The sequence below is a fragment of the Micromonospora sp. S-DT3-3-22 genome (genome assembly GCF_015354745.1).
Taxonomy (GTDB): domain Bacteria; phylum Actinomycetota; class Actinomycetes; order Mycobacteriales; family Micromonosporaceae; genus Micromonospora; species Micromonospora wenchangensis.
Map to the genome: position 1 here is coordinate 24741 of NZ_JACGMO010000044.1, position 25861 is coordinate 50601.

Consider the following 25861-nt stretch of genomic DNA (forward strand, 5'->3'; position numbering starts at 1 on the left):
GTGCGGCCTGCGCGCAGGTTATTCGATGTTGCTGAACCGCGCTTCGTGCCCGGGGTCCAGGGGTCACGTCAGGGCCCGAACCGTCATCGGCAGGCCGCCCCGGATGCGCAGCGACAGCATGGGTTCGGGCACCACCCGCTGCCCGGCCGGGGTGTGCAGCCGCAGCCGGCGGCTCACCATGGCCACCACGAAGACCGCCTCCATCAGCCCGAGGTGGTTGCCGACGCAGAACCGCGGCCCGGCGCCGAACGGCACGTACGCGTAGCGCGGCCGGTCGGCCGACGCCGACGGCGAGAACCGCTCCGGGTCGAACCGGTCCGGGTCCGGCCAGTACGCCCGGTGCCGGTGCAGGGTGTACGGGCAGATCAGCACATCGGTGCCGGCCGGCACGGCGTAGCCGCCGACCTCGTCGGCCTCCTGCGCCCGCCGGGACAGCATCCACACCGGAGGGTAGAGGCGCATCGCCTCGCTGAGCACCATCGAGGTGTACGTCAACCGGGGCAGGTCCTCGTAGGTCGGTGACCGGTCGCCGAGCACCTCCACCGCCTCGGCCCGCACCCGGTCCCAGACCTCCGGGTGCCGGTCGAGCAGGTGGAAGGTCCAGCCGAGGGTGCTGGCGGTGGTCTCGTGCCCGGCCAGCAGCAGGGTGGTCAGCTCGTCGCGCAGCCGCCGCCGGCCCACCGCGGGGTCGGTCTCCCGGCGGGTCGACTCCAGCAACCGCGACAGCGCGTCGTCGTGGTCCTCGTGGCCGGGCCGGGACCGCCGCCGCGCGGCCAGCTCGTCGACGATCCCCTCCAGCTCCCGGCGGGCCCGCCGGAACCGCATCTGCTGCGGCAGCGGCACCCACATCGGCACCAGGTTCATCGACGCCATCTCGAACATCGCCTGGTCCTGCATGGACTCGAAGGCCGCCCCGAGGGACCGGAAGCCGCTCAGGTCGGCGTCGAGCAGGGTCCGCCCGAGCACCCCCAGGGTGAGCCCGGTCATCTCCCGCAGGATGTCGACCGGCTCGCCACCGGCGTACGTCTCCAGCCGGTCGACCAGCCGGCCGGCCTCCTCGGCGACGATCCCGGCCTGCTGGGCGATGCGGCGGGCCTGGAACACCGGCTGGATCACCCGGCGCTGCTCCCGCCACAGCTCGCCCTCGCTGGTCAGCAGCCCGTCGCCGAGGGCCCGCCGGGCGTGCATCAGCCCGATGCCCTTGTGGTAGTTCTGACTGTTGTCGGCCAGCACGTGCTTGGCGTGGTCCGGGTGGTTGAAGAAGTGCAGCCCCCGCCCCGGGCCGAGGCGCACCGCGTCGCCGTACGTGTCGGCGGCGGAACGCATCAGCCCGAGCCGGTCCCGGCCGAGCTTCCACAGGGTGCCGAGCATCGCCACCCCGGTCGGCCCCCGGGGGACGACCCGGGGCGCGACGGTGGTCATCGGACCACTCCGCTCGGCATCGGGGTGATCTGCCGGAACCGCCCGTGCAGGAACAGCACCGCGTCCTCCTCGTGACGTTTCTCGGCCGACAGCAGCCGGCCGACGAAGATGGTGTGGTCGCCGCCCTCGTAGTCGCGCCACAGGGCGCACTCGAAGGAGGCCAGCGCCCCGGTGATCAGCGGCGCTCCGGTCAACCGGCCGGGCCGCCAGTCGACGACGTCGAACTGGGCGGCGCCGAGCGGCCGGCGGCGGTCGGCGAAGTGCCGCGCCACGTGCTCCTGGTCGGCGGCGAGCACCGACACCGCGAAGCTGCCGGCGGCCACCAGGTGCCGGTGCATGACCGCCTCCCGGTCCACGCAGACCAGCAGCAGCGGCGGGTCCAGCGACACCGAGGTGAAGGCGTTCGCGGTCATCCCGTGCGGGGAGCGACCCCCGACGGTGACCACGGTGACGCCGGTGGCGAAGGCGGCGAAGGCCCGCCGCAGCGCCGCCGGGTCGACCGCCGGGTCGTCGTCGCCAAGGGGCATGTCCATGGTGGTCTCCTCGCCGTCACTGGGCCCGGACGGTGGCCGTGTAGGGCGCCAGCGCCCGGGTCAGCGCCTCCGGCACCCGGGTCGGCGCGGTCCGGTTGTTCGGCCCGCGCATGCAGGCCACCCGCTGCCGCCCCCGGGCGACCAACGTCTCGCCGCCGCCCGGGTCGAGGCGTACGTAGTCGAAGCTGAACTCCAGCTGGGTCTGCACCAGGTCGACCAGGCGCATCCGGATCGACAACTCGTCGAACGCGGTGATCTCGGCGAAGAACTCGCAGTCGACCTTCAGGGTGAACAGCTTCAGGTCGTCCTGGAGGTCGGCCAGCACGTCCGGGGCGTGCTGCTTGAGGAACATCTCCCGGCACCGTCCCTGCCAGCGCAGGTAGTTGACGTAGTAGACGTTGCCGACGATGTTGGTCTCCTCGAAACCGACCGTGTGCGGGTACTCGAAGTACTTGTCCATGCTCAACTCCACCCGTCGGTGAGCACGGTGAACACCACCGGTTGCGGGATGTCCACCAGGCTCGTGGCGAACGTGGCGACGCGCAGCGGACCCGAGGCCAGGACCACCCAGCCGTCGGGGCCGCCGGGCGTCAGGGTCAGCGGCGAGTCCGCCGGCAGGCCGACCTTGCGCAGGCACTCCACCGCGCCCCACACCCGGGTCGACGCGGTGTGCGCGCTCTCGTCGCGGTCTGCGGCGATCAGCGCGGCCAGCCCTGCGTGGACGCCCAGCAGGCCCGCCCAGTCCGCCGGGGAACGCTCGGCCACCGGCTCGACGTCGCAGCCGACCGTCCCGGTGGCCGCGACGGCCAGGGTCACCCCCGCGCCGTGCGCCGCCGAGACGGCTCGATCGCCGTCGACCTCCGGCCGGCCGTCCGGGCGGTAACGCACCTCGTGCCGGGCCCCGAGGGCGCGGCCGACGGCGACGGCGGTCCGCTCCCGGCGGGGCACGTCCGGCCCGGCGTCGGGTTCCACGGCGACCGCGACCCGCGCGCCGAGCACGTCGCCGAGCCCCCGCTCCAGGTGCGAGCCGAGCAGCACCGGCAGCCACGGGCCGCGCCCGCCCCGGTGCCGGACCGCCTGCAACCGCAGGCCCTCCCAGCGTTCGACGACCGCACCGGACTCGTCGCGGACCGCGATGTCGTAGACGTAGGTGTCGCCGTCGCGGCTGCGTTCGGTGGCGCAGCAGCGCACCGCGCCGGTGCCGGACATCCGCGCCCCGGCCGGCCAGATCCGCTCCACGCCCACCGGCAGCAGGGTGGCGTCCGGTACGCAGACCTGGTTGCCGTGCATGAACGCGTCCCGGGTGCCCGGGTCGCCGAGCAGCAGGTCGGCGGGGAGGAAGCCGGCGAACCAGGCATCGCCGCCGCCGACGGCCACCTCGGCGTCGACGTCACGGGCGGCGGCCCGGTGGAACCGGCGCAGCCGCTGGAACCGGCCGCCCTGGAACAGCCACTCGCCGTACAGGTCCCGCTCGGGTGCCAGCGGCACCTGCGGCAGGCCCGGGTCGGTGCGTCCGGGCGGGCCGTCGGGGACGGCGGTGTCGGTGAACCGCAGCCGGGCCCGGAAGTGGTCGGTGGCGTACCCGGTCTCGGCGCTGCGGATCGCCACCTGGACGACGGCGTCGTCGGTGACGGTGGCCGCCACCCGGATGACGGTGCTGCCGTCGGGCGGCACCACGATCGGCCGGGGGAACTCCACCTGCTCGACCACCGGCACCGTGGAGCGGCCGGTGACCGCGACCGCGACCTGCGTCATCGCCTCCATCCCGAACACCGCCGGGAAGAGCAGGTTGCCGTCGAGCAGATGGTCGGCGAGGTACCGGTCGGCGCCGGCGGTCAGCTCGACCTCGCAGACCAGCTCCACCCCCGGGTAGTACGCCAGCGGCTTGTCCACGAAGCGCAGCAGCGGCAGCGGCGGCCGGTCGTAGCGCAGGGTGTCCATCCCCTCGGCCCGGCCGCTGACCACCACCACCGGCGGCACGTCCGGGTCGTCGAGCAGCCGCAGCAGCACCTCGACGCCCTGGTCGGGGCTGATCGGGACGACCCCCTCCCGGCTCAGCGACTCCACCACCGACAGCCGTTCGCCCATCCCCACCCCGGACCAGACGGACCACTCCAGGCAGAGCGCCCGGCAGTTCGGGAACCGGCGGCCGGTCTCCTCGGTGAGCCCGGCCAGCCAGTCGTTGGCGGTGGCGTAGTGCGCCTCGCCGCGCAGGCCGGCCCGGCCGATGATGCTGCCGAAGGTGACCAGCAGACGCAGCTGCCCGGGGTCGACCGCGGCGAGCACCGCGCGCAGGCCGTCCAGCTTCGGGGCGAAGGTCCGCCGCAGCGCCGCCGCGTCCAGGGCGGTCAGCGCGGCCGGCTCGTTGCGGCCCGCGCCGTGCAGCACCGCGGTCACCGGGCCCAGCGCCGCCCGGACCGCGGCGACCGCGTCGGCGACCTGAGCGGCGTCGGTGACGTCGGCGCGGGCGTAGTGCACGCGTACCCCGTGGGCGGTCATCCGGCGCAGGTTGTCCGCCAGTTCGGTGTCCTCGGCGGGGTCGGAACGCCCGAGCAGTCCCAGCGCGGCCCCGGTCCGCTGCGCCACGGCCAGGGCGCACTCGGCGGTGATGCCCTTGCCGCCCCCGGTGACCAGCAGCACGTCGGTGTCGTCCAGGGCCGGGCGGGTCTGCGCCGCGCGTACCGGCAGCGCCCGCAGCACCGGCAGCCGCCGGGCCCCGGCGTCGTCGTAGTGGCTCTCCTGGTATCCGGTGGTCGCGCCCACCTCGGCGACCACCCGGTCGACGGCCCCGGGCCCCGCCGGGGTGTCCACCACCGTCACCCGCAGCTGCGGGGCCTCCAGGCGCAGGGTCTTGGCCACCCCGGTCGCGCCCCGGCCCCGCTGGACCAGCACGAACCGGGTGCCTGCCGGCCCGGCGAGGGCCTCCTTCGCGCCGGCCAGGGCCAGTTCGAGGTGTTCCTCGGCGCACTCGGACGGCAGGCACACCAGCACGCCGGAGTCGACGGCGGCCCGTTCCAGGGCGTGCCGCAGCGGCGCGGCCAGCGGGTGCCCGTCGGGGGCGAAGACCTGCCACCGGCCGGGGACGCCACCGCCGGTCGGGACCGGCGGCCCGGCGGGCTCGCCGTCGACGGCGAAGGCACGGGTCCAGGCCGCCGCGCCCGTGACGGCGGGCGTCCGGTCGTGGTCGCCGGCCTGGCCGGTGGCGGAGAGCTCGTCGAGCGCCACGGCCAGTTCCGCGACGGTGGCGGTGGCGAAGTTCGTCGGGGCCTGCGCCGGTGGCACGTTCACCAGCCGGGACGCCTCGTTGATGATCTGCCCGACGGTGATCGAGCTGAGGTGCAGGTCGTCCAGGAGGCGGCTCTCGCCGTGCACCATGGTCAGCGGCAGTTCGGCCCGCTCGGCGGCCAGCCGGCGCAGCATCTCCACCGTGGACTCGCCGTCGACCGGGCCGTCGCCGTCGGTCGGGGCGGGCCGGTCGGCGCGGGCCGTCTCCGGCAGGTCCACCAGCGGGGCCTGCTCGCAGGGGCTGGCGAAGAAGTGCTGCTCGGCCCCGATGTGCAGCGGCCGGCGCAGCCGGTCGTCGAACAGCGCCGGGTAGTCGTGCGCGGCACCCACCACGAACGCGGCGGCGGCCACCCGCAACAGCCCGCGCAGCGACTCGTCGTCGGTGTCCAGGGCCACCGCCGGCACGTCGGTGATCGCCCCGGCCAGGCCGCTGAGGATGCGGCCCGGTCCGACCTCCACGAAGAGGTCGATGTCCTTGGCGGCCAACGCCACCGCCTGCGCGAACAGCACCGGGTCGGTGATCTGGCGGTGCAGCAGCGCCCGCAGGTCGGTCTCGGCGGGCAGGGTCTCGCCGGTCACGGTGGAGACCACCCGCCGTCGGACCGTGCCGAAGGACTCCCGGGTCAGGGTCCCGGCGAACGCGTCCGCCGCGGGCGCCACCAGCGGGGAGTGGAAGGCGTGCGAGACCCGCAGCAGGGACGCGCCGAGGCCCGCCCCGGCGGCCAGGTCGAGCGCGGCCCGGACCGCCTCCTCGGTGCCGGCCACCACCGTCTGTTCCGGCCCGTTGTAGCCGGCGATCACCACGGGTACGCCGGCCACCAGCGCGGAGACCCGCTCCGGTCCGGCGTTGACGCTCGCCATCACCCCGGAGGAGCTGTGTTCGGTCATCGTCCGGCCGCGCGCCCGGGTCACCCGCAGCAGCGTCTCGTCGTCCATCGCGCCGGCCCAGTGCAGGGCGGACAGCTCGCCGAGGCTGTGCCCGACCGCGACGGTCGCGTCCAGCCCCAGCAGGTCCAGGGCGGCCAGGCCGGCCCGGGAGCCGGTGACGATGCGCGGCTGGGCCAGCGCGGTGGCCACCATGTCGCCGGTGACGGGCAGGTCGGCCCGGCGGAACACCTGGTCGACCTCGGAGAGCCGGCGGCGCAGCGCCCCGCCGCTGGTGCCCCGGCCGGCGCCCTGGCCGGGGAAGAGGTAGCCGATCCGGCCGACGCCGCCGACGTGGCCGAGGAAGCTGCGGCCGTCGCCGTCGACCAGCCGGGTCTCACCGGCGTCGAGCAGCTCGCAGAGCCGCCGCAGCCGCTGCTGCGCGTCGGTCGGCGAGGACACCACCACCGCCGCCCGGTACGGCCGGTCGGCGAGCTGGTCGTGCAGGGTGGCCGCCACGTCGGCGAGCTGCCCCTGGGCCAGGGTCGGCACGTAGTCGAGCAGTTCCTGGAGCCGCTGGCGCACCTCGTCGCGGGACGCGCCGTCGACCAGGAACAGCTCCGCGTCCTGCACGGAGGTGGCGAGCCGGGCGGTCCGGGTGTCGAAGGCGACCCGGCGGGCGGTGCCGGCCCGGTCCAGCACCACGTGGGTGTTGATGCCGCCGAAGCCCATCGCGGTGATGCCGGCGCGTACCGGCTGGTCGTCCGGCCACGGTTCGGCCGTCCGCAGCACCCGCAGCGTCGCGTCGTCGCGGGTGAGCAGCTCGTGCGGGTCGACGCAGCCGAGCGCGGGCGGCAGCACCTGGTGGTGCACGGCCAGCGCCGCCTTGATCAGGCCGGCCACCCCGGCCGCCGCCTTGGTGTGCCCGATCATGCCCTTGATGGAGCTGATCACGGCGGGCGGGGCGGTCGGGTCGGCCTCCCGGCGGGCCTGCGACAGGGCGGTCAGCTCGGTCGCGTCCCCGACCGCGGTGCCGGTGCCGTGCCCCTCGAACAGCGGCACCGACTCGATGCCGAACCCGGCCCGCTCGTACGCCCGGCGCAGGGCGAGCTGGTAGCCGTTGACCTCGGGACGGGTGATGCCGCCCTTGCCGTCGGAGGAGATGCCCCAGCCGGCGATGGTGGCGTAGCTGCGGTGGCCGGCGGCGAGCGCGTCGGCCTCGCGCATCAGCACCACCATCCCGCACCCCTCCCCCGGCCAGAAGCCGTTGGAGTGCCGGTCGTAGACCCGCATCTCGTCGCGGGCCAGCGCGCCGGTCTTGGCGAAGCCGACGATCTCGAACGGGTCGATGGACAGGTCCACCCCGCCGGCCACCGCGACGTCGAGGTCGCCGTCGAGCAGGGCCCGGCAGGCGGTGGCGACCGACAGCAACGACGACGAGCAGGCGCCGTCGACGGTGTATCCGCCGCCGTTGAGGTCGAAGTAGTTGCAGATCCGGCCGGCGATGGTGTTGGACAGGCCCCCGGCGAGGGTGTCCTCGTCGATCTCCGGGAAGGGCGCCTTGTAGCGGTCCTCCAGCTCGTCGAGGAAGGTCGCCAGCCGGTCGTCCTCCCAGCCCTGCTGTTGCAGCGCGGTGGCGACCGTACGGCGGACGAACGGCCAGCGCAGCCGCAGCACGTTGGCGCGGGCGAACTCACCGGTGAGGGTGTTGCCCACGACCACACCGGTGCGGTCGCGCGGCAGCCCCTCCCCCGCCGGGAAGCCGGCGTCGCCCAACGCCTTGGCGGCCATGTCCAGGGCGAGCCAGTGGGTCAGGTCGGTGGAGCGGTACGTGCTGCCGGCGATCTTGTAGGCGAGCCGGTCGAACTCGTACCCCTCGATCACGGCGGCGGTGCGGGCGTAGAACCGGTCCGGGGCGCTCGGCTCCGCGTCCCAGTAGTCCGCCAACCGCATGCGGACGTCGGGCAGCGCGCGGAAGGCCCGGCGACCGGCGAGGGCGTTCTCCCACAGTTCTCGGGGCGAGGTGGCGTCCGGGTATCGGCACGCCATGCCAACGATGGCGATCCTGGTCATGCGGGCACGATCTCCTTACCGTTCGGGTCGCCACGGGCGTGGCGAGGCGCCTGCCGAGGCGTGGGCAGGTGTGGGGAGGGAGGCTGCGCCGGGACCACCGGCGCGGGGCGGGACGGGGACGGGGGACGGGGACGTCCCCGGTCAGTGCCTTCCGCGTACCCGGAGTTCGTCGGCGATGGCCTGACGCCAGATCTCGTAGGCGGGCTCCAGCGGGCTGTCGCCGCCGGTCGGCCGCTGCTCGTCGCAGATCCGGACGGCCTCGGCCGGGGTGGTGCCGGCCAGCACCGACGTGGCCCGGGCGGTGTGCGGGGTCTCCAGACCGGCGGTGAGCCGGGCGGTCGCCGCGAACGCGCTGCCCTGGGCGACGTCGGCGCGGTGCTTGCCGGCCCGGTCGAGGAAGAGGCGCAGTTCGTCGGCGTCGGCGCCCCCGGCGTACGTGGCCGCCAGGCCCGCGCCGCCGTACAGGTCGCTGCGACGCTCGGCGGGGAACCTGTCGATCAGGTCGGCGACCACCCCGGCGTCGGTGCCGCCGACGAACCACATCGCCCGGCCGATGCCCTGGTCGATGGCGCGGCGGGCGTACCAGCGGGGGCCGTCGGCCGGCCACGGGAAGTCCGGCTCCTGGTACTGCTCGTGCACGTACCGGCGGGTGTGGAAGTACGCCTGGTGGAAGCCGTAGCCGTCGAGGGCCAGCCAGCGCAGCAGCGGGTCCGGGGCGTGCAGCTTCGACCAGCGGAACCGGGGCACCCGGGCCATCGCCCAGCCGACCCCCACGTAGGCCATGTAGACGTGGTCGGCGCCCCGGCCGGCCAGGAACGTCTGCACCCGGTCCGACCGGCCGCCGGGCAGGGCGTCCAGCACGGCGAGGGCCATCGCGGCCCCCTCGTAGGCGAAGCCCCGGAACTGCGGACGCACCGCCTCCAGCGCCGGCTCGGCGTCGGCGGGGGTGCGGGCCTCGGCGGCCGCGGCGTACCCGGTCAGAAATGATTCGCCGACGGTTTCCAACAGTTCGACGGCCGCCGGATTCTTTCGGTGGAAACCGCGAACGTCGAGTTTGGTCGCCGAGGACGATGGCGTGATAATGCGTCGCCGCAGTCTCAGGAATAGATTCGACACCGGGCGTCCCCCTATCTTCTCGCACGTCAGGAGGGATGCCTCCTGAAGTTATGTTTTCAGCGGCGAAACAGATCGTCTACTTCTAAGGTGCGCCACCGGCGCATTACCCAGCGGGCCCGGTAATTGACCGGCGGGTTCACCGGGCGGCCGGGCGCAGGCAGCGCCGGCCGACCTCCCGGGCCGCCGCGTACGCCGCCCAGGCGACCGCCTGCACCAGCGCCCGGTCGGTCGGCGCGGTCCGCCGGAACGCCCCGACCACCTCGTCGTCGACCCGGTAGGAGGCGAACGCGGTCAGCAACGCCAGCCGGCCCGCCGCCCGGTCCGGCTCGGGCAGCCCGGCGCAGGCGTCGTCGTACCAGCCCCGGCCGGGGCCGGGTGACGAGCCGTCCCACCGGTCGAGCCGCTCGCGCAGCAGCGCCCGGACCGGGGCCGGCACCGCCTCCTCGCCGGCCCGGTCGAACGCCCGGTAGGCACGGGCCACCGCACCGGCGATCACCGGGTCGGCGGCGGCCCATCCGGCGTCGTCGGGCAGCGTCGCCGCCGGCAGCAGCGCCAGCGACCGTCCCGGCCGGGGCGCACCGCGCAGGGTGGGGCGCAGCAGCCGGCCGACGGCCCGCTTGAACCGGCGTCGGGCCGCCCCGGTCAGCCCGGCCGGCAGCAGGTGGTCGGGCAGGAACACGTTGACCACCCGGGCCAGGTAGTGGAAGGCGACCACCACGCCGACCAGCTCCGGGGCGTGCGCCGCCGGGAACGGGGCGGCCGGCGCGGTGGCGTGGGCCTGCCGGGCCCAGCCGGTCACCGCCCGTACCGCCGGGTCCCGAAGGTCGACGATCCGGTCGTCGGCGACGGCCTCCGCGTCGTCCTCGGTGGCCAGGTCGTACAGGCTGATGCTGTGCATGTCCACGCAGTACGGGCAGGTGTTCGCCACCGAGACCCCGGCGGCCACGGCCTCCTTGGTGCGACGGTCCACCGTCCGCCCCGCCACGAGCGGCTCCCGCAGCAACATCCAGTACGCGGCGAGCACCGGCGGCGCCGGGGAGTGCAGCAGCACCGGCGGCACCACCAGCTTCTGCTCCCGCTCCGCCTGGGCGTAGACGTCGGCCACCAGCCCCCGGGCGGTCCCGGCCGGCACCGGCGTGACGTACCTGACCTGCCGGCGTACCACCGAGGACGCGACCCGTGCGGCGACCATGACCTCTCCCCCTGGCGGGCCCGCGTACCTGCCGGGGTTCGCCGGACGTCGACGGCCGGGCCCATCGTGGTCAGCATGCGCCGGTCGGCCCGGCCGGTGGTTCTTCCACGGTGCGCAACCCGCCGCATGGGCGCGGATGCGCACCCGGCGGCCGGCGCCCACAATCGGGCCCACGCGCGTCGTGGCGGCGACGACGGCGGTGGGGCGCCAGCGCATGACGAGAGAAGACAGCGCCCGCGCCCGGCCCGCATGCTGCTGGTGCTGACGTGACGCCGTCGACGTGGGCCCGGCCACCGGCCGCCCCGCGCGTCAGGCGGCGACGGGATCGGCGTCGTGCGTGGCAACCGGCGCCCTCGGACGCGCCGGGCCACGCTCGCCCCTGCTGACGAGCGGAAGGACAGACGCGTGAGCGCACGGAACGACGTCTTCGTCGACCTGACCCTGGAGGGTGACGCCGTCGACCGGATGGTGGCCGGCCTCGACGAGGCGCAGTGGGCGCTGGACACCCCCGCGCCGGAGTGGACCATCGCCCACCAGATCGCCCATCTGGCGGCCACCTTCCGGCTGGCCGGCCTGGCCGCGGCGGACCCGGCGGGGTTCATCGCGCTCGCCCAGCAGTTCGGGCCCGACTTCAACCGCAACGTCCGGACCGCGCTCTCGCCGTACCTGTCCGCGCCGCCACCGGCGCTGCTGGCCAAGTGGCGCGAGGAACGGGCCACCGCCGAGCAGGCCCTGGCCGCGGTGCCGGCCGGGCAGACGGTGCCCTGGCTGGTCCGGCCGCTGCCCGCGCCGGTGCTGGCCGCCGCCGGCATGATGGAGCTGTTCGGCCACGGCCAGGACATCGCCGACACGCTCGGGGTCCGCCCCGAACGCACCGACCGGCTGCGGCACCTGGTCGACTTCGCCGTCCGCACCTGGGACTTCGGCTACCAGGCCCGGGGGTTGGACACCCCGGACGTCGCGCTGCGCTTCGAGATCACCGCCCCCTCCGGCGGGGAGGTCTGGGAGTTCGGGCCGGCGGACGCGACCGAGCGGATCACCGGCCCGGCGGCCGACCTGTGCCTGCTGGTCACCCGCCGCCGGCACCGCGCCGACCTGGCGCTGACCGCCGTCGGCGCGGAGGCCGACCGCTGGCTGGACCTGGCGCAGGCCTACCGGGGTCCGGCCGGCCCCGGCCGTGCACCCGGCCAGTTCGACACCATCGCGGCGTGACGGCCGGCGGCCCCCGTCCCGGAGCGGGACGGGGGCCGCCGGCTGTCCGCCGACCGGTTCAGGCCGGGGTCGCCGGGTCGACGGCCGGCACCCGGTCGCGCACCCGGGCCCGCCACAGCTCGTACGCCGGCAGGTCCGGCCCGGCGGCGGTGTCCACCGCGACGTCGTCGGCCAGCACGGAGGCGTGCTCCACCGTCATTCCGGCGAGGGCGTGCAACGCCACCCCGGTGTGCCCGGGGATGTGACCCGAGTAGTCGCGGGCCTTCGCGGCGAACACGGCCCCCTGGCCGAGGTGCGGGCGGTCGACGCCGCTGAGCCGCGCCAGCGTGGCCAGGCCGGCCGCGTCGCAGCCACCGGCGAACGTGGCCGCCAGTCCGACGCCGCTCCACAGGTCGGGACGCCGGGACCGGTCGAACCGCTCCACGGCGGTCGCCACCTGCTCCGGCTGGGCGCCGTGGATGAACCACAGCGCCCGGCCGACGCCCTGGTCGCAGGCGCGCGTGAAGTAGTCGGGATGCCCCTGCCAGGGGTACGCCGCGGGGCGGTACTGCTGCCGTACCCACTGGTCGGTGTCGAAGTAGGCCCGGTCGAAGCCGTACCCGTCGACGGCCAGCCAGCTCATCGTCGGGTAGTACCGCATGCCGGTCAGGTCGGGCAGGACCCGCCGCCACAGTGGACGGGGCAGCCGGGCCATGGCGAAGCCGATCCCGATGTAGGTGAGGAAGGTGTGCCGTTCGGCCCGTCCGCGCAGCAGGTCCCGGGTCCGGTGGCCACGCCCGCCGGCCATCGCGTCGCGGACCGTGAAGGCCATCGTGGCCCCCTCGTAGGCGAACCCGCGCAGCTCGACGTCGACCAGTTCCAGGCGTCGCTCCACCTCCCACTGGTCGCGGGCGTCGATCGCCCACTCGAACCCGCAGATCACCGTCTGCGGGATGGCCTCCAGTCGGCGGGTCGCCGCCGACTCGACGACGGGGAAGCCGCGCCGGGCGAAGGTCACCTCGGCCAGGGCCGGGGTGAGCAGCAGCCTGCGGAGCGAACCGAGGGTGGTCGGCATGGCCATCTCCCTGGGGGAACGCCGGACGGTCGGTGCCGTCGGGCAGCGGTCGGGGACCCGCCGGGGCACCTGCGGGCGCACGCCGGTCACGGGTGCACTCATCGTCCGGGCCACGGCGGTCGTCCCGCTTCTCCGGGCGTGCGCAGGTGCGTCCACCGGCCGGCCCGCCACCGGCCGGGACGGGCCACCTCCGCCGGTCGCCCGGCGGCGACCGGGGTCACGACGGGGTGCCCAGCGCACTTCGGAAGGTGTTTCGGTGGGCCCGGTGCGTGCACGATGTGCGGCAAAGGAATCGTGCGGCAACGGTGCCCGGATTCCACCGCCACGAGGCGGCACGGACATTCGCGCGATCCACGGTGAACGCATTACCGCAGTTTCTCCCGGAACAATTTCGCACCGGACAGGAGGCGTCGTCGTGCAGTCCGATACCACCGACGCAGACGTAGCGCGGACAATGACCATCGAGGCCTTCGCCGACACCATTGTTCCGGGCGAGAAGAGAAGCCCGGACGACCGGGCGGTGGCGGGCGCCGCCCCCGGTGGCGGCGCGGTCGCCGCCGGGGCGCTGGAACTGCTGGAGCTGCCGGCCGGCGGCCTGGCCGACTCGCTCGACGGGCTGGCCGTCACCCTCGACATGCACGCCGGGGAGTACGCCGCCGAGCAGGGCGTCGCGCTCGACCCGACGCTGCCGGCCTTCGTGGCCCTGCCGTTCGAGCACCGCACCGAACTGGTCCGCCGGCTGACCGACCCGGAGCACCCGGAGAAGCAGATGTGGGTCGGGCTGGCGCTGTTCAGCAACATGGCCTTCGACAGCGCGGCGCACCTGCCCACCGTGGCGGCGCTGGCCGACGGGCACCCCGGACTGGTGCACCTCGGCTACCACCGGCCGGACGTCGACGGGCTGTGGCGCTACCCGAACTACTCCTACGGCCGTCCCCTGGCCCCCCTGCACCCCGACACGACCCCCACCGGGAGCCCGGCATGAGCAGCACCGAAAGCACCGACGTCCTGATCATCGGCAGCGGTTTCGGCGGCGCGATCACCGCCTACCACCTGGCCGCCGGTGGCGCGAAGGTGGTGATCCTGGAACGCGGACCGTGGCTGTCCAGCCAGGAGTTCGACCACGACTTCGAGCTGGGCTCGTCGTACACCCGGGCGTTCGACTTCGTCGTCGGGGACGGGATGAGCGTGCTCAGCGGCAACTGCGTGGGCGGCGGCAGCGTCGTCTACTTCGCCACCATGCCGCGCGCCCCCCGGTTCGTCTTCGAACGGCACGGCTCGATCGGCCGCCGGATGTGGCCGGCCGCGATCAACCGGGACACCCTGGACCCGTGGTACGACCGGGTGGTCGAGGCGCTGCCGGTCACCAGTCAGAGCTGGGACCAGGTGCCGTACCCGGGTGGGTTGTGGGCGGCGGCGTGTGCCCACGCCGGCCGGACGGCCAACCCGGTGCCGTCGGCGATCGACCTGGACAAGTGCACCAACTGCAACTGGATGATGGCCGGCTGCCGGTTCGACGCCAAGCGGTCGCTGCTGCTGAACTACCTACCGGCGGCGTTGGCCCACGGGGCGACGATCCGGCCGCTGCACGAGGTGCAGCACCTGTCCCGCACCGACGACGGCGGCTACCGGGTGCACTACCGGATCGTCGACGACGAGGACTACCGCATCCTGCACGACACGGGCACCATCGACGCGAAGATCGTCATCGTCGCGGCCGGCGCCGGGGCCACCCCGGTCATCCTGCAACGGTCCGAGGCGACGCTGGGCACGATGCCGAGGGCCGTCGGCCGCTACTTCTCCGGCAACGGGGAACGGCTCAACACGGCCGTGTTCGACGAGGACCGGGTCCGCGAGGTGCTGGGCCTGGACCGGGGTGACGGCGTCGCCTACGAGGCGTACCAGATCGGCCGGGGGCCGACGGTGGCCAGTTGGGACCGGCTCGACGCCAGCCTGCCCGAGTACGAGCGGTACTCGCTGGAGCAGCTCTACTTCCCGCCCGGCCTGGGCACCATCCTCGCCCAGGTGCCCGACGCGACCGGCCCGAGCTGGTTCGGGGTGGAGAAGAAGGAGCTGATGCGGCACTTCAAGTCGTGGCTGACCGTCTTCACCATGTCCGAGGACGACAACGAGGGCGTGTTCGGGCCGCCGCCGGAGACCGGCAACGCGCACCGGTTCTCCCAGCAGATGCTGGGCCACGGCCCGCTGCGCTACCAGCCCACGGCCAACACCTGGCGGGGCTGGAACCTCTCCGACGCCGACGTCAAGGACATCGTCGAACGCGACGGCCTGGCGAAGGTGATGCCGTGGACCAACGACCTGGTGGGCGCGTACACCGTGCACCCGCTGGCGTCGTGCCGGATCGGTGACGACCCGGCGACCTCCGCCCTGGACGACCGGCACGAGCTGCGCGGCCACCCGGGCATCTTCGTCACCGACGGGTCGGCGGTGCCCGGCGCGCTCACCGTCAACCCGGCCCTGACGATCAGCGCGCTGGCCGAACGGGCCGTGCCGGGCATCGTCCGGGCCGCCCGGGAACGCGGGATCGCGGTCACCTACGGCGCTCCCGCGCCGGACGGCGCGACCGCCGGCCGACGCGCCGTGCTCCAGGCCCGCTGACCCCGACCACGGTCCCCCGGCATCCGGCCGGGGGACCGCCCCGACCTGGAAGGGGATGACCGTGGGGACCCTGTTGGCCCGCGCCACCCGGCGCACCGTCCTCGCCCACGTACGGCACGTCCGCCCGGTCGCCCCGCACCGCGCGGACGGCCTCGTCGCCCGGGTGTACGCCCAGGTGGAGCAGGACTTCGGCATGCTCGCGCCACCGGTGGCGCTGCACTCCCCCGCGCCGCAGGTGCTGGCGGCGAGCTGGGCGATGCTGCGGGAGACCCTGGTGGCCACCGGGGCGGCGGGGCGACCGGCCAAGGAGACGGTGGCGGCGGCGGTGTCCGTGGCGAACCGCTGCCCGTACTGCGTCGACGTGCACGGGGCGGCCCTGGTCGGGCTGCTGCCGACCCTCGACGGGGCCGGTCCGCCGGTGGACCGGCTCGACGACGGCGAGTGGGGTCCGCTGTCGCGGTGGGCGCGGCGACCCTCCCCGCACGGGCCGGCCGGGCCGCCACCGGCGCCGCCGGACCAGCTGCCGGAACTGGTCGGGGTGGCGGTGGTCTTCCACTACCTCAACCGGATGGTCAACGTCTTCCTCCAGGACTCGCCGCTGCCCGCCGCCCCGCCGGTGGCGCGGGGAATGGTGCACCGCACGGCGGCCCGGGTGATGGGTGCGCTGGCCCGCCGACCCCGCCCGCCGGGGGCGGCGTTGGCGCTGCTGCCCGAGGTCGCGCCGCCGGCCGACCTGGCCTGGGCGGGCCCGACGGTGCTCGCCGAGGCGATGGCGCGCGGCTACGCCGCGATCGGGGACGCCGGCCGGCAGGTGGTGCCCGCCGGGGTACGGGAGCTGGTCGTCGCCCGCTGCGCCGACCCGCAGGACGGCCCGACCGGCGTCAGCGCCCGCCCCTGGGTGGACGACGCGGTCGCTGCGCTGCCTCCGGCGGAGCGGCCGGCGGGACGGCTCGCCCTGCTCACGGCGTTCGCCTCCTACCAGGTGACCGACGCCGTGGTGGCGGACTTCCGGGCGCACCATCCCGACGACGACGCCCTGGTCACGGTCACCGCCTGGGCGGCCCTGACGGCGGCCCGCCGCTACGGCCCCGCCCTGGCCGGCGTCCCGGACGCGATGGAGCCGACCGGCTGACCCCCACGGGGACCGGTGCGGAACCCGGTCGGGTTTCTCCGGCAGCCACATGCCCAGCAGGCATATTCATGCCTGCTGGGCATAACACCCTCCGCGCTGACGCTCCCGCCAGCGGCACGCCGACCTCGCCGGGCCGGCACGGCGAGGTCGGCGGCGGCTGCGGCAGTCGCCGCGCGTCACCGGCACCGCCGACGCCGGGTGACGAGGACCGGGGTAGCGGTTCGGCGGGGGTGCAGCCGGAGCCGGTTCCCGCGCCGGCTCCGGCTGCTGTCCCCGGGCTGCGGCCCCGGAAGGTCAGGACCCGGAGCGCTGCCCGGCGTCCACCGGGCCCGCCGGCTCGTCTCCCGCCCCGGAGGCCGGCTCGGGAGCGGGGTTGGGAGCGGGGATGGGGGCGGGCACGGGGACCGGCGAGGTGGCCGGCATGTCCCTGGCCAGCCGGAGCACCCTGAGCACCAGCGGCAGCCGCCACAGCATGCGCGGCGGGTCGACCAGCCCGGCGACCCGCATGTACGCCCGGGTGACCTCGGGGTCCTTGGTCATCGCGTACTGGAGGCGGACCAGGTAGGCGTTGTGCAGCCGGATCGGCAGCGACTTCGGGCCCACCCCGGGGAAGTCCAGGTCGGTACGGGTGGACAGCTGCCACGGGTGGCGCATCAGCCGGGCCACGTCCCGCAGGTAGGAGCGGCCGTCGGCGGCCGGTTGCCGGTCGAGGAACCGGCGCAGCGCGGTCACCTGCATCGCCGCGGCGGTCATGCCCTGGCCGTAGACCGGGTTGAAGCTGCACACCGCGTCGCCCAGCACGGCCAGCCCGGCCGGGAACCGGGACAGCCGCTCGTAGTGCCGCCAGACGCTGGCCGGGAAGGTGAACGACACCGCCTCGCCGGTCGGGTCCGCGTCACGGACCGCCTGGTGGATGTCGGCCACCGGCAGGGTCCGGACGTAGTCCTCGAAGCCCTCCGGGTCGGTCGGCGGGTGGTCGCCGAGGATGCCGGTCAGGCTGAGCCGGAAGTCGCCGGTGGCGGTCTGCCCGAAGAACGCCCCCCGGGGGTGCTCGGGCGAGGCCACCGGGTTGATCGCGACCGGCCCGTCGAAGGTGCCGGGCCGCCGCCGGTAGGTGCGGGTGGTGTACGCCAGCCCGATCGTCATCCGTTCCTCGACCGGCCGTTCGTAGCCCAGCTCGACCAGCCAGACCGGCAGCCGGGACCCCCGGCCGGTGGCGTCGACGACCAGGTCGGCGTCGAGCCGCTCCTCGGGGCTGCCCGGCGTGCGCTCCTGGACGCGGACCCCGGTGACCCGGCCCCGGTCCCCGGTGGCCACCAGCCCCAGCACGTCGGTGTGCTGGCGGTAGGTCACGTTGGGCAGCCCGGCGACCCGGGACCGCAGGTAGTTCTCCAGCACCGGCCGGTTGCCGGCGACGGAGAGCAGCCCGGTCTCGGTACGGGCGATCGGGCGGGCGTTGAAGTACCAGCGCATCAGCCCGAAGTCGCGGACCGGCAGGCCCAGTTCCTTGGCGTCGTCGAGCAGGCCGGGGAAGAGGTCGGACAGGATCAGGTAGCCCCGGGCGTGCAGCCCGTGCGCGTGCACGGCGTGCGTCGCGCCCTTGCGCATGCCGGTGACCCCGAGCACCTCGTCGCGGTCCACGACGACGACCTCGCGGTACCAGTCGGACAGCACCCGGGCGGCCAGCGTGCCGGCGATGCTGCCGCCGGCCACCACCGCCCGGTCGCCCAGGATGCGTGGCGTCACCGGGGCCTCCGGCCGGCCGCCGAAGGCGGCGCGTACCCGGTCGGTCACCCCACCGCTTCGCGCGGTCCTGCTCGCTGCGACGTGGTCGCCCATCTGCGGTGCCTCCCTGAACTCGGTCGGCGGCCCACGCGGGGCGGGGACGGGAAGCGCCCCGCCGCGCACACCGCCGGGCGTGCGGCTCGCCAGGTGTGCTGCCCATGGAAGCAGAACCGGCGGGACGGCACGTCCTCGTACGTGCCCAATGCGGACGGTCGCCCCGAGCTGCCGGGGCGGGCCGGCCGGGGCGGTGAGCACGCTCGGAGATGACCCCCCACCTCGCCGGTTCCATCCTCGAACCGGGTACGACGGGTGCCGCCACGGTCGCGGCCCCGACGGTGTGGACGCCGGTGTCCGGCGCCGCACGGACGGCCGAGACGAGGAGGCGGACACGTGCCGCAGGTGACCGAGAACGAGGACGGGACCACGACCTTCAGCATCAACTCCGCCGAGCTGCGCCGGCTGCGGGACCTGGTCGTCGACCGGGTGCCCGAGTTGAAGCGGGCGCTGGAGCTGGCGGAGAGCCCGGAGGTGCGTACGACGCTGCGCTTCGTGCGGTCCGTCCTGCGCTGACCACCGGCCCGCTGGACAGGGGCGACACCATCCCGCGTGCCGTGGGTCCCGGCCGGCTCCCGGTCGGCGCACCGCCGGCCGGACCGAAAGGACGAGTACGTGAGCGTGACGACCAGGGACAGCTGCGGGGCCACGGCCGCCACGGGCCGCACGGGCGGTGACCGGGACCCGGCGATCTTCGGCATCCGCGGGTTGGCGGCGTTGGCGCTGCTGACCGTGCACGTGGCGATGTTCTCCGGGCTGCTGGGCACCAAGGCGCTGGGTGCGCCCCGACCGCCGAGCAACTTCCTCGGCGGGTTCTTCGTCAGCGGGCTGCCCTCGTTCATCGGGGTGTTCTTCGTCCTGCCCGCGCTCTACCTCTACCTGCCGCTGGCCCGGGCGATCATCGCCGGCCGGCCGCGCCCGCCGCAGGGCGCGACGATGGTCCGTCGGCTGATGCGGCTGCTGCCGGCGTACTACCTGATGTACCTGGTGGTGCTGGTGGCGTTGAACCGGGACGCCATCGACGGCCCCTGGTACGTGCTGCGTCCGCTGCTGCTGTTGCAGATCTATTCGCCGAGCCCGTTCGCGCCGCACTTCATCAACGGGATGGAGGTCAGCTGGACGGTGCCGAGCATGGTCCAGTGGTACCTGGCGCTGCCGCTGATCGCCTGGGCGAGTCACCGCTTCGCCGCCCGGGGCGCGACCCCGGTGGCGCGGGCCCGCCGGCTGCTGCTGCCGGTGCCGGTGCTGATCGCCATCGGTGTCGGCTGGCTGTTCTTCGTCAAGGGCAACGGCTGGGACAACCGGATGGTGTTCTGGTGGCCGCAGGGGTTCGCGCCGACCATCGGCATCGGTCTCGGGCTGGCCGTGCTGCTGGCGTTGGCGCAGGTGTCGCCCGGGGACACCCCCCGGCTGCTGCGGTTCGCCGCGCTGCGCCCGGGGTTGTTCTGGGTCGCCGCGGTCGTGGTCTACCTGGTCAACTGCGCCCGCCCGTTCAGCGTGATCGGGATGGACGCGATCTACTCGACCAGCGGGCTGTTCATGACGTACCTGATGGTGGCCCTGTTCGGGTTGTTCGCGTCGCTGCCGCTGGTGTCCCCGGGCGCGGCCCGGACCCGGGTGGTGGACGCGGTGCTGACCGCCCGCCCGGTGGTCCACCTGGGACGGGTCTCCTACGGCGTCTACCTGTGGCACTTCGCGGTGATGCACTTCTACCTCCAGCCGGGGGCGGTGTTCAGCGGCGCCGTCCGCCCGATCCGCGAGCTGTACGGCACGGCCGGGTTCTGGGAGCTGGAGACGGTGACGCTGCTCGGCGCGGTGCTGCTGGCCACGCTCAGCCACCGGCTGGTCGAGCAGCCGCTCGCCGCCCGGGTGGACGACCTGCTGGCCCGGCGACGACGGCCGACGCCGCGACCCCCGGCGCTGCTGCGCGCCCCGCTGCTGGCCACCGCCACCGTCGAGGTGCTGTCCGGCCCGCAGGCCGGGGCGGCGGTGGCGGCGGCGGTCACCGACCGGGACGCCATCCAGGCCAACCTGGTGGACCTGGAGCGGCACCTGGACCGGCACCTGCTGGCCGCCGCCGAGCTGACCGGGGAGTCGGCCCGCCGGTGGGCGGCGGCCCGGACGGACCTGGCCCAGTTGTGGACGGTCTACCACGCCTACTCGGCCGTGGTCGACGAGGCGGTCCGGCCGTTCGCCGGTCCCGGGCAGCCGTCGGCGGCGGAGCTGGCCCGGGTCAGCGCGCTGCTCGACCAGGCGTCCGTGGTGGTCACCGGCCCGCCGCCGCCGCTCTCCCGGCGACGGATCACCGACGACGGCCGGGTGGAGTTGACCGTCGCGGGGGCGGTGGCCCGGATGGACGAGCTGTTCCGGGGGGTCGCCGAGGTGGTGACGGCGGCGGAGGCGGTGTGGGAGACCGCCGGGGCGCGGCTGGACCGGATCGACGCGGCACTGGCCCGGGGGGCCGACGACGGGACGGTCCCGCAGCCGCAGGCGCAGCGGGTCGAGCGGTTGCGGGCGGCGGTGCGGACGGACCCGTTGGCCCGGTGGCGGGACGGCGCGGTGGTCACCGACGACCTCGACGACCTGCTCGACTCGCTGGAACATCTCGTGGCATAGCCGGCGTTTTACGCGGTTTGCTCGAACGGTGGGGCGGATAATCTCCCGCATGGTGACCGGCGGTGGTCGCGGAATTCCCGCGCGTGGTCCGAGGGCATGAGGAGACCGTCTTGAGCACATATCGGACCGTTGGCGACGAGGGGCTGATGGCGGGGACGGAGCGACACGTCCCCGCCAACGGCGTACAGCTCTGCGTCGACACCTTCGGCGCACCGGGGCACCCCGCCGTGCTGCTGGTCAGCGGGGCGTCGAACTCGATGGACTGGTGGGCCGACGGGCTGTGCCGGCGACTCGCCGACGGCGGCCGGTACGTGGTGCGCTACGACCACCGGGACACCGGCCGTTCCACCGGCTGGCCGGCCGGCTCCCCCGACTACCACTTCGACGACCTGGTCACCGATGCCGCCGCCCTGATCGACCGGCTCGACCTGGGGGCCGCGCACGTCTGGGGCATCTCGATGGGCGGCGCGATCGCCCAGCGGCTCGCCGTGGAGCACCCGCACCGGGTCGCCTCGCTGACGTTGAGTTCGACCAGCCCCGCCCTGCGGATCGGCAAGCGCCCCTACCCCGACCTGCCGCCGATGTCGCGGGCGCTGATGGCGAGCTTCGGGGAGTCCCGCCCCGACCCGGACTGGGACGACCCGGACTCCATCGTGGAGCACATCGCCGCCGGCCAGCGACCGTTGACGGGCAGTGTCCCGCTGGCCGGGGCGGAGCTGCGGGAACTCGTGGCGCGGGCGGTGGCGCGGACCGTCGACATCCGGGCCAGCCTGGCCAACCACTGGTCGATCGACGGCGGGCCGGAGTACCGCGACGCGCTGCCCGGGATCACCGCACCGGCCCTGGTGGTGCACGGCACCGAGGACCCGCTCTTCCCGTACGGGCACGGGGAGGCGTTGGCCGCCGAACTGCCCGTCGCCCGGCTGTTGCCGTTGCAGGGGGTGGGGCACCAGATGCCGCCCCGCGCCACGTGGGACATGCTCGTCGCGGAAGTTCTATCGCACACCGGTGGCGGTGCCGGGAAACCCACCGGGTGAGCACGTCTGCGGAAGACAACGGTACCTCCGCTCTGCCAGCGTGGACACGGCCCCTGACGCGCCGCTGATCACGGACGTCGGTGGGTCGTCCCTGACCACCGACGGCTGGAGCGTGACGCCATCAGACTCGACGACGCCGGCGACCCGGCCGGCCGTACGACCACAGGGGGGATCGACGCCCGTCGGGGCGTCGGTGCGGACGGCCACCGGTGGCCATGGTCCGGCTAGTCCTGCGCCGCCTGGCCTGGACCGGGCCACTGCTGTTCGTCGTGTCGGTCCTGTGCTTCCTGCTGATCTCGTTGGTGCCCGGTGACCCGGCCCGCACGGTGCTCGGTCCGCTGGCCCCGCCCGAGCAGGTCGAGGCCCTGCACCGGCAGATGGGGCTGGACCGGCCGCTGACCGTGCAGTACCTCAGCTGGCTGGCCGACGCCGTGCACGGCGACCTGGGCCGGTCGGTGAGCACCGGCACGGCCGTCGGCCCGTTGATCGCCAGCCGGTTGGCCCCGACGCTGTCGCTCATCCTGCTGGCCACGCTGACCGTCGGCGTGGTCGGCACCGCCCTCGGCGTGCTCAGCGCCGTCCGGGGTGGACCGCTCGGGCGGCTGGTCGACGTGGCCTCGGTGGTGGGTCTCGCCGTACCCGGATTCTGGTTGGCCCTGGTGCTGATCACCTGGTTGGCGGTGCGGTGGCGGCTCTTCCCGGCCACCGGCTACGTCCCGTTCGGGGAGTCCCCGGTGCAGTGGCTGCGGTCGCTGGCGTTGCCGGTGGCCGCGACGTCGCTGGCGGCGGTCACCGCGGTGGCCAAACAGACCCGCGACTCCATGCTGGACGTGCTGAGCCGCGACTTCGTCCGGGTGATGCAGGCCAACGGGCTGTCCACCCGGTCGATCGTCTACCGGCACGCGTTACGCACCGCGGCGGTGCCGGTGGTCGCGCTGCTCGGGGTGATCTCCGCCAGCCTGCTCGGCGCGACCGTGCTGATCGAGAACATCTTCGGACTGCCCGGCCTGGGCTCCGGGGCCGCGCTCGCCGCCGCCCAGCACGACATTCCGGTGCTCCAGGGGGCGGTGGTCTGCTACACCCTGATCGTCGTGGTGATCGGGCTGCTCGCCGATCTGGCCCAGGCGTGGCTGGACCCCCGGGTGGGTGCCCGGTGAGCCGGCCGGCGGCGGTGGCGGTGCGGTTGCTGCGTCGGCCGCTGGTGCTGCTCGCCGTGCTGTGGCTGCTGCTGGTGCTGGCCTGCGCCCTGCACCCCGAGCTGGTCACCGGTCGGGACCCGGTCGACCAGGACCTGCCGGCCGCCCTGACCGGACCGTCGGCCGCGCATCCGCTGGGCACCGACCGGCTCGGTCAGGACCTGCTCAGCCGGCTCGCGTACGGCGCGGCGGGCACCCTGTGGGGGGTGCTGGTGGCGGTGCTGACGGCCACCGTGGTCGGGGTGGGCCTGGGCCTGCTCGCCGGCTACCTCGGCGGGCTGGTCGACGCGCTGGTGGGCCGGCTGGCCGACCTGCTGTTCTCGTTGCCGGCCATCGTGATCCTGCTGGTGGTGGTGGCCGTCTTCCCGGGCGACGTCACGATCGCCATGCTGACCTTCGGGCTGCTGCTCTCCTCCGGGCTGATCCGGGTGGTCCGGGCCGCCACCCGGTCCACCCGGGAGGAGCTGTTCATCGCGGCGGCCCGGCTGGCCGGGCTCTCCGCACCGCAGATCCTGCGCCGGCACGTGCTGCCCCGGCTGCGCGGCCTGGTCATCGTGCAGGCGTCCCTGGTCGCGGCGGTCGCCCTGGTGATGCAGGCGAGCCTGGCGTTCCTCGGGTTCGGGCCGCCGCCGCCGGAGCCGAGCTGGGGCGGCATGATCGACGAGGCGCGGATGGTCATCGTCCGTCACCCGTGGGCCCTGGTCCCGCCGGGGCTGGCGGTCGCGTTGACCGTGCTCTCCTTCGTGCTGCTCGGCGACGCCGCCCGCGACGGCACGACCGCCGCCTGGTCGACGACGAAGCTGGCCCGCCGACGGCGCTCCGGGTGGGCCGGCCGGCACCGGGCGGTCCCCGCGCCGGCCACGTCCACGGCCACCCCGGCGCGCCCCGCCCCCGACGCCCTGCTGTCGGTGCGCGGGTTGTCGGTCCGGCTCCCGGGCCGTCCCGGCGCGGCCACCCCGGACGCCACCACCGTGGTCAGCGACGTCGACCTGGACATCGCCCCCGGGGAGATCGTCGGGCTGGTCGGCGAGTCGGGCTGCGGCAAGACGGTCACCGCGCTGAGCATCCTCGGGCTGCCGCCGGGCGACGGCCGGGTCACCGGCAGCTGCCACTTCGCCGGCCTCGACCTGGTACGGGCCACCGACCGGCAGTGGCGCACCGTCCGGGGCCGGCGGATCGGGTACGTCGCCCAGGACCCGATGGTCAGCCTGGACCCGACCCTGCGCGTCGGGGCCCAACTCGGCGAGGCGGTCCGGCGGCACACCGGCGTGGGCGGGCGGGCGGCCCGCGAGCGGGTGGTGGCGCTGCTGCGCGACGTCGGCCTGCCCGATCCGGATAGCACCGCGCGTCGGTATCCGCACCAGTTGTCCGGGGGGATGGCCCAGCGGGTGGCGATCGCCTTCGCCCTGGCCGGCGACCCGGAACTGCTGATCGCCGACGAACCGACCACCGCGCTGGACGTCACCCGGCAGGCCGAGATCCTGGCCCTGCTGGCCCGGACCAGCCGGGAACGACGGCTCGCCGTGCTGCTGGTGACCCACGACCTGGGGGTGGTGGCGGCGCTCTGCGACCGGGCGGTGGTGATGTACGCCGGTCAGGTCGTCGAGTCCTGCCCGGTGACCGAGCTGTTCGCCCGCCCCCGGCACCCGTACACCCGGGGGCTGCTGGCGGCCGATCCGCACCGGGTGTCCGGGTCGGGCCGGCTGCCCACCATCGCCGGCACGGTGCCGGCGCCCGGGGACTGGCCGACGGGGTGCCGGTTCGCGCCGCGCTGCCCGCTGGCCGTCGAGCCCTGCCGGCGGGCCCCGGTGCCGCTGGACCGGGCCGGCCCGGCACACGCCGTGCGCTGCGTCCGGCCGAACGAGAGCCGGGTGGCGGCATGACCGGGCGGTCGTTGCTGGCGGTGGACGACCTGGTGGTCGACCTCGGACGCCGACGGTCGGCGACCCGGGTGGTGGACGGGGTGAGCCTGACGGTGGCCGCCGGTGAGACGGTCGGCCTGGTCGGCGAGTCCGGCTCGGGCAAGTCGACGATCGCCCGCGCGATCCTGGGCCTGACCCCGGTGACCGACGGCCGGATCGGTGTCGACGGGGTGGACGTCACGCACGCCGGCCGGCGGCAGCGGCGGGCGCTCAGCGGCGATGTGCAGTTGGTGTTCCAGGACCCGTACAGCTCGCTGAACCCGGCCCGCCGGATCGGCGACTGCCTGGTCGAGCCGCTGCTCAACCGGCGGGGTCTGGACGCGGCCCGGCGTCGGGCGCTGGTCGTCGAGGCGCTGCGCCGGGTGGGCCTGCCGGCGGACGCGGCGCACCGCTACCCGGGCCAGTTCTCGGGTGGGCAGCGGCAGCGCATCGCCCTGGCGCGGGCGCTGGTCGGCACCCCCCGGCTGCTGGTCACCGACGAGCCGGTGTCCGCGTTGGACCTGTCCGTCCGGGCGCAGATCATCAACCTGCTCGCCGACCTCCAGGCCGACCTCGGGTTCGGGCACCTGTTCATCGCCCACGACCTGGCGGTGGTGCGGCACCTGTCGCACCGGATCGTGGTGCTCTACCGGGGGCAGGTCGTCGAGTCCGGTGCCGCCGAGACGGTGTACCGGCGGCCCGCGCACCCGTACACCCGGGCCCTGCTGGCCGCCGCGCCGGTGCCGGACCCCGGCCCGGCCCGCGCCGCG

Annotated in this window: 18 protein-coding genes; 10 read left to right on the top strand and 8 right to left on the bottom strand. The window is 75.0% G+C overall.

Annotated features, from left to right (window positions below; all coding sequences use genetic code 11):
- Positions 1-63 precede the first annotated feature (63 nt).
- From H1A17_RS15165 to H1A17_RS15190, 6 genes are all read right to left on the bottom strand, one after another.
- Positions 64-1422 carry a cytochrome P450 gene (locus H1A17_RS15165; protein ID WP_194822144.1) on the bottom strand — a complete coding sequence of 453 codons (1359 nt, stop codon included), beginning with the start codon at positions 1420-1422 and terminating at the stop codon, positions 64-66.
- Positions 1419-1949 carry a flavin reductase family protein gene (locus H1A17_RS15170; protein ID WP_205789518.1) on the bottom strand — a complete coding sequence of 177 codons (531 nt, stop codon included), beginning with the start codon at positions 1947-1949 and terminating at the stop codon, positions 1419-1421. The genes H1A17_RS15165 and H1A17_RS15170 overlap by 4 nt, the downstream gene beginning before the upstream one ends.
- A 22-nt stretch (positions 1950-1971) precedes the next feature.
- Positions 1972-2415, bottom strand: a complete 444-nt coding sequence (locus H1A17_RS15175) for a thioesterase family protein (RefSeq protein ID WP_091242950.1) — start codon at positions 2413-2415, stop codon at positions 1972-1974.
- 2 nt (positions 2416-2417) lie between these two features.
- Positions 2418-8177 (bottom strand): SDR family NAD(P)-dependent oxidoreductase, encoded by a 5760-nt coding sequence (locus tag H1A17_RS15180; protein WP_194822145.1) that lies wholly within the window; start codon positions 8175-8177, stop codon positions 2418-2420.
- 141 nt (positions 8178-8318) lie between these two features.
- The gene (locus H1A17_RS15185; protein WP_145919676.1) at positions 8319-9293 is read right to left on the bottom strand and encodes a DUF1702 family protein; all 975 of its coding nucleotides are present in this window, start codon (positions 9291-9293) and stop codon (positions 8319-8321) included.
- A 136-nt stretch (positions 9294-9429) separates the two neighbouring features.
- Positions 9430-10485, bottom strand: a complete 1056-nt coding sequence (locus tag H1A17_RS15190) for a carboxymuconolactone decarboxylase family protein (RefSeq protein WP_194822146.1) — start codon at positions 10483-10485, stop codon at positions 9430-9432.
- A 465-nt stretch (positions 10486-10950) separates the two neighbouring features.
- Here H1A17_RS15190 and H1A17_RS15195 point away from each other — a divergent pair, with 465 nt between their 5' ends.
- Positions 10951-11697 carry a TIGR03084 family metal-binding protein gene (locus H1A17_RS15195; protein ID WP_240762988.1) on the top strand — a complete coding sequence of 249 codons (747 nt, stop codon included), beginning with the start codon at positions 10951-10953 and terminating at the stop codon, positions 11695-11697.
- 58 nt (positions 11698-11755) lie between these two features.
- On the opposite strand, the gene H1A17_RS15200 is transcribed toward H1A17_RS15195, so the two are convergent.
- The gene (locus H1A17_RS15200; protein ID WP_145919673.1) at positions 11756-12751 is read right to left on the bottom strand and encodes a DUF1702 family protein; all 996 of its coding nucleotides are present in this window, start codon (positions 12749-12751) and stop codon (positions 11756-11758) included.
- Between the two features lie 415 nt (positions 12752-13166).
- Here H1A17_RS15200 and H1A17_RS15205 point away from each other — a divergent pair, with 415 nt between their 5' ends.
- The 3 genes from H1A17_RS15205 (at position 13167) to H1A17_RS15215 (ending at position 16502) form a co-directional block, all read left to right on the top strand.
- The gene (locus H1A17_RS15205) at positions 13167-13736 is read left to right on the top strand and encodes a DUF5987 family protein (protein ID WP_194822147.1); all 570 of its coding nucleotides are present in this window, start codon (positions 13167-13169) and stop codon (positions 13734-13736) included.
- Positions 13733-15370, top strand: a complete 1638-nt coding sequence (locus H1A17_RS15210) for an FAD-dependent oxidoreductase (protein WP_145919671.1) — start codon at positions 13733-13735, stop codon at positions 15368-15370. The genes H1A17_RS15205 and H1A17_RS15210 overlap by 4 nt, the downstream gene beginning before the upstream one ends.
- A 61-nt stretch (positions 15371-15431) precedes the next feature.
- Positions 15432-16502 carry a carboxymuconolactone decarboxylase family protein gene (locus H1A17_RS15215; protein WP_240762882.1) on the top strand — a complete coding sequence of 357 codons (1071 nt, stop codon included), beginning with the start codon at positions 15432-15434 and terminating at the stop codon, positions 16500-16502.
- A 294-nt stretch (positions 16503-16796) separates the two neighbouring features.
- On the opposite strand, the gene H1A17_RS15220 is transcribed toward H1A17_RS15215, so the two are convergent.
- Entirely contained in the window at positions 16797-18341 is a 1545-nt protein-coding gene (locus H1A17_RS15220; protein ID WP_194822148.1) for an NAD(P)/FAD-dependent oxidoreductase, read from the bottom strand.
- A gap of 336 nt (positions 18342-18677) precedes the next feature.
- Between H1A17_RS15220 and H1A17_RS15225 the strand changes: the two genes are divergently transcribed.
- From H1A17_RS15225 to H1A17_RS15250, 6 genes are all read left to right on the top strand, one after another.
- Positions 18678-18857: a hypothetical protein gene (locus H1A17_RS15225; protein WP_145919669.1), complete on the top strand. Its 180-nt coding sequence runs from the start codon at positions 18678-18680 to the stop codon at positions 18855-18857.
- Positions 18858-18956: 99 nt separating this feature from the next.
- A complete protein-coding gene (locus H1A17_RS15230) occupies positions 18957-20957 on the top strand; it encodes an acyltransferase (protein WP_194822149.1) in 2001 nt (666 codons plus the stop codon).
- 110 nt (positions 20958-21067) lie between these two features.
- A complete protein-coding gene (locus H1A17_RS15235; protein ID WP_205789463.1) occupies positions 21068-21994 on the top strand; it encodes an alpha/beta fold hydrolase in 927 nt (308 codons plus the stop codon).
- A 215-nt stretch (positions 21995-22209) separates the two neighbouring features.
- Complete coding sequence (locus H1A17_RS15240) at positions 22210-23151, top strand: ABC transporter permease (protein ID WP_194822150.1); 942 nt, start codon at positions 22210-22212, stop codon at positions 23149-23151.
- Positions 23148-25073 (top strand): dipeptide/oligopeptide/nickel ABC transporter permease/ATP-binding protein, encoded by a 1926-nt coding sequence (locus H1A17_RS15245; protein ID WP_194822151.1) that lies wholly within the window; start codon positions 23148-23150, stop codon positions 25071-25073. Before H1A17_RS15240 ends, H1A17_RS15245 begins: the two co-directional genes overlap by 4 nt.
- On the top strand, positions 25070-25861 hold a 792-nt coding region (locus H1A17_RS15250; RefSeq protein WP_194822152.1), incomplete at its 3' end, for an ATP-binding cassette domain-containing protein. The genes H1A17_RS15245 and H1A17_RS15250, both read left to right, overlap by 4 nt.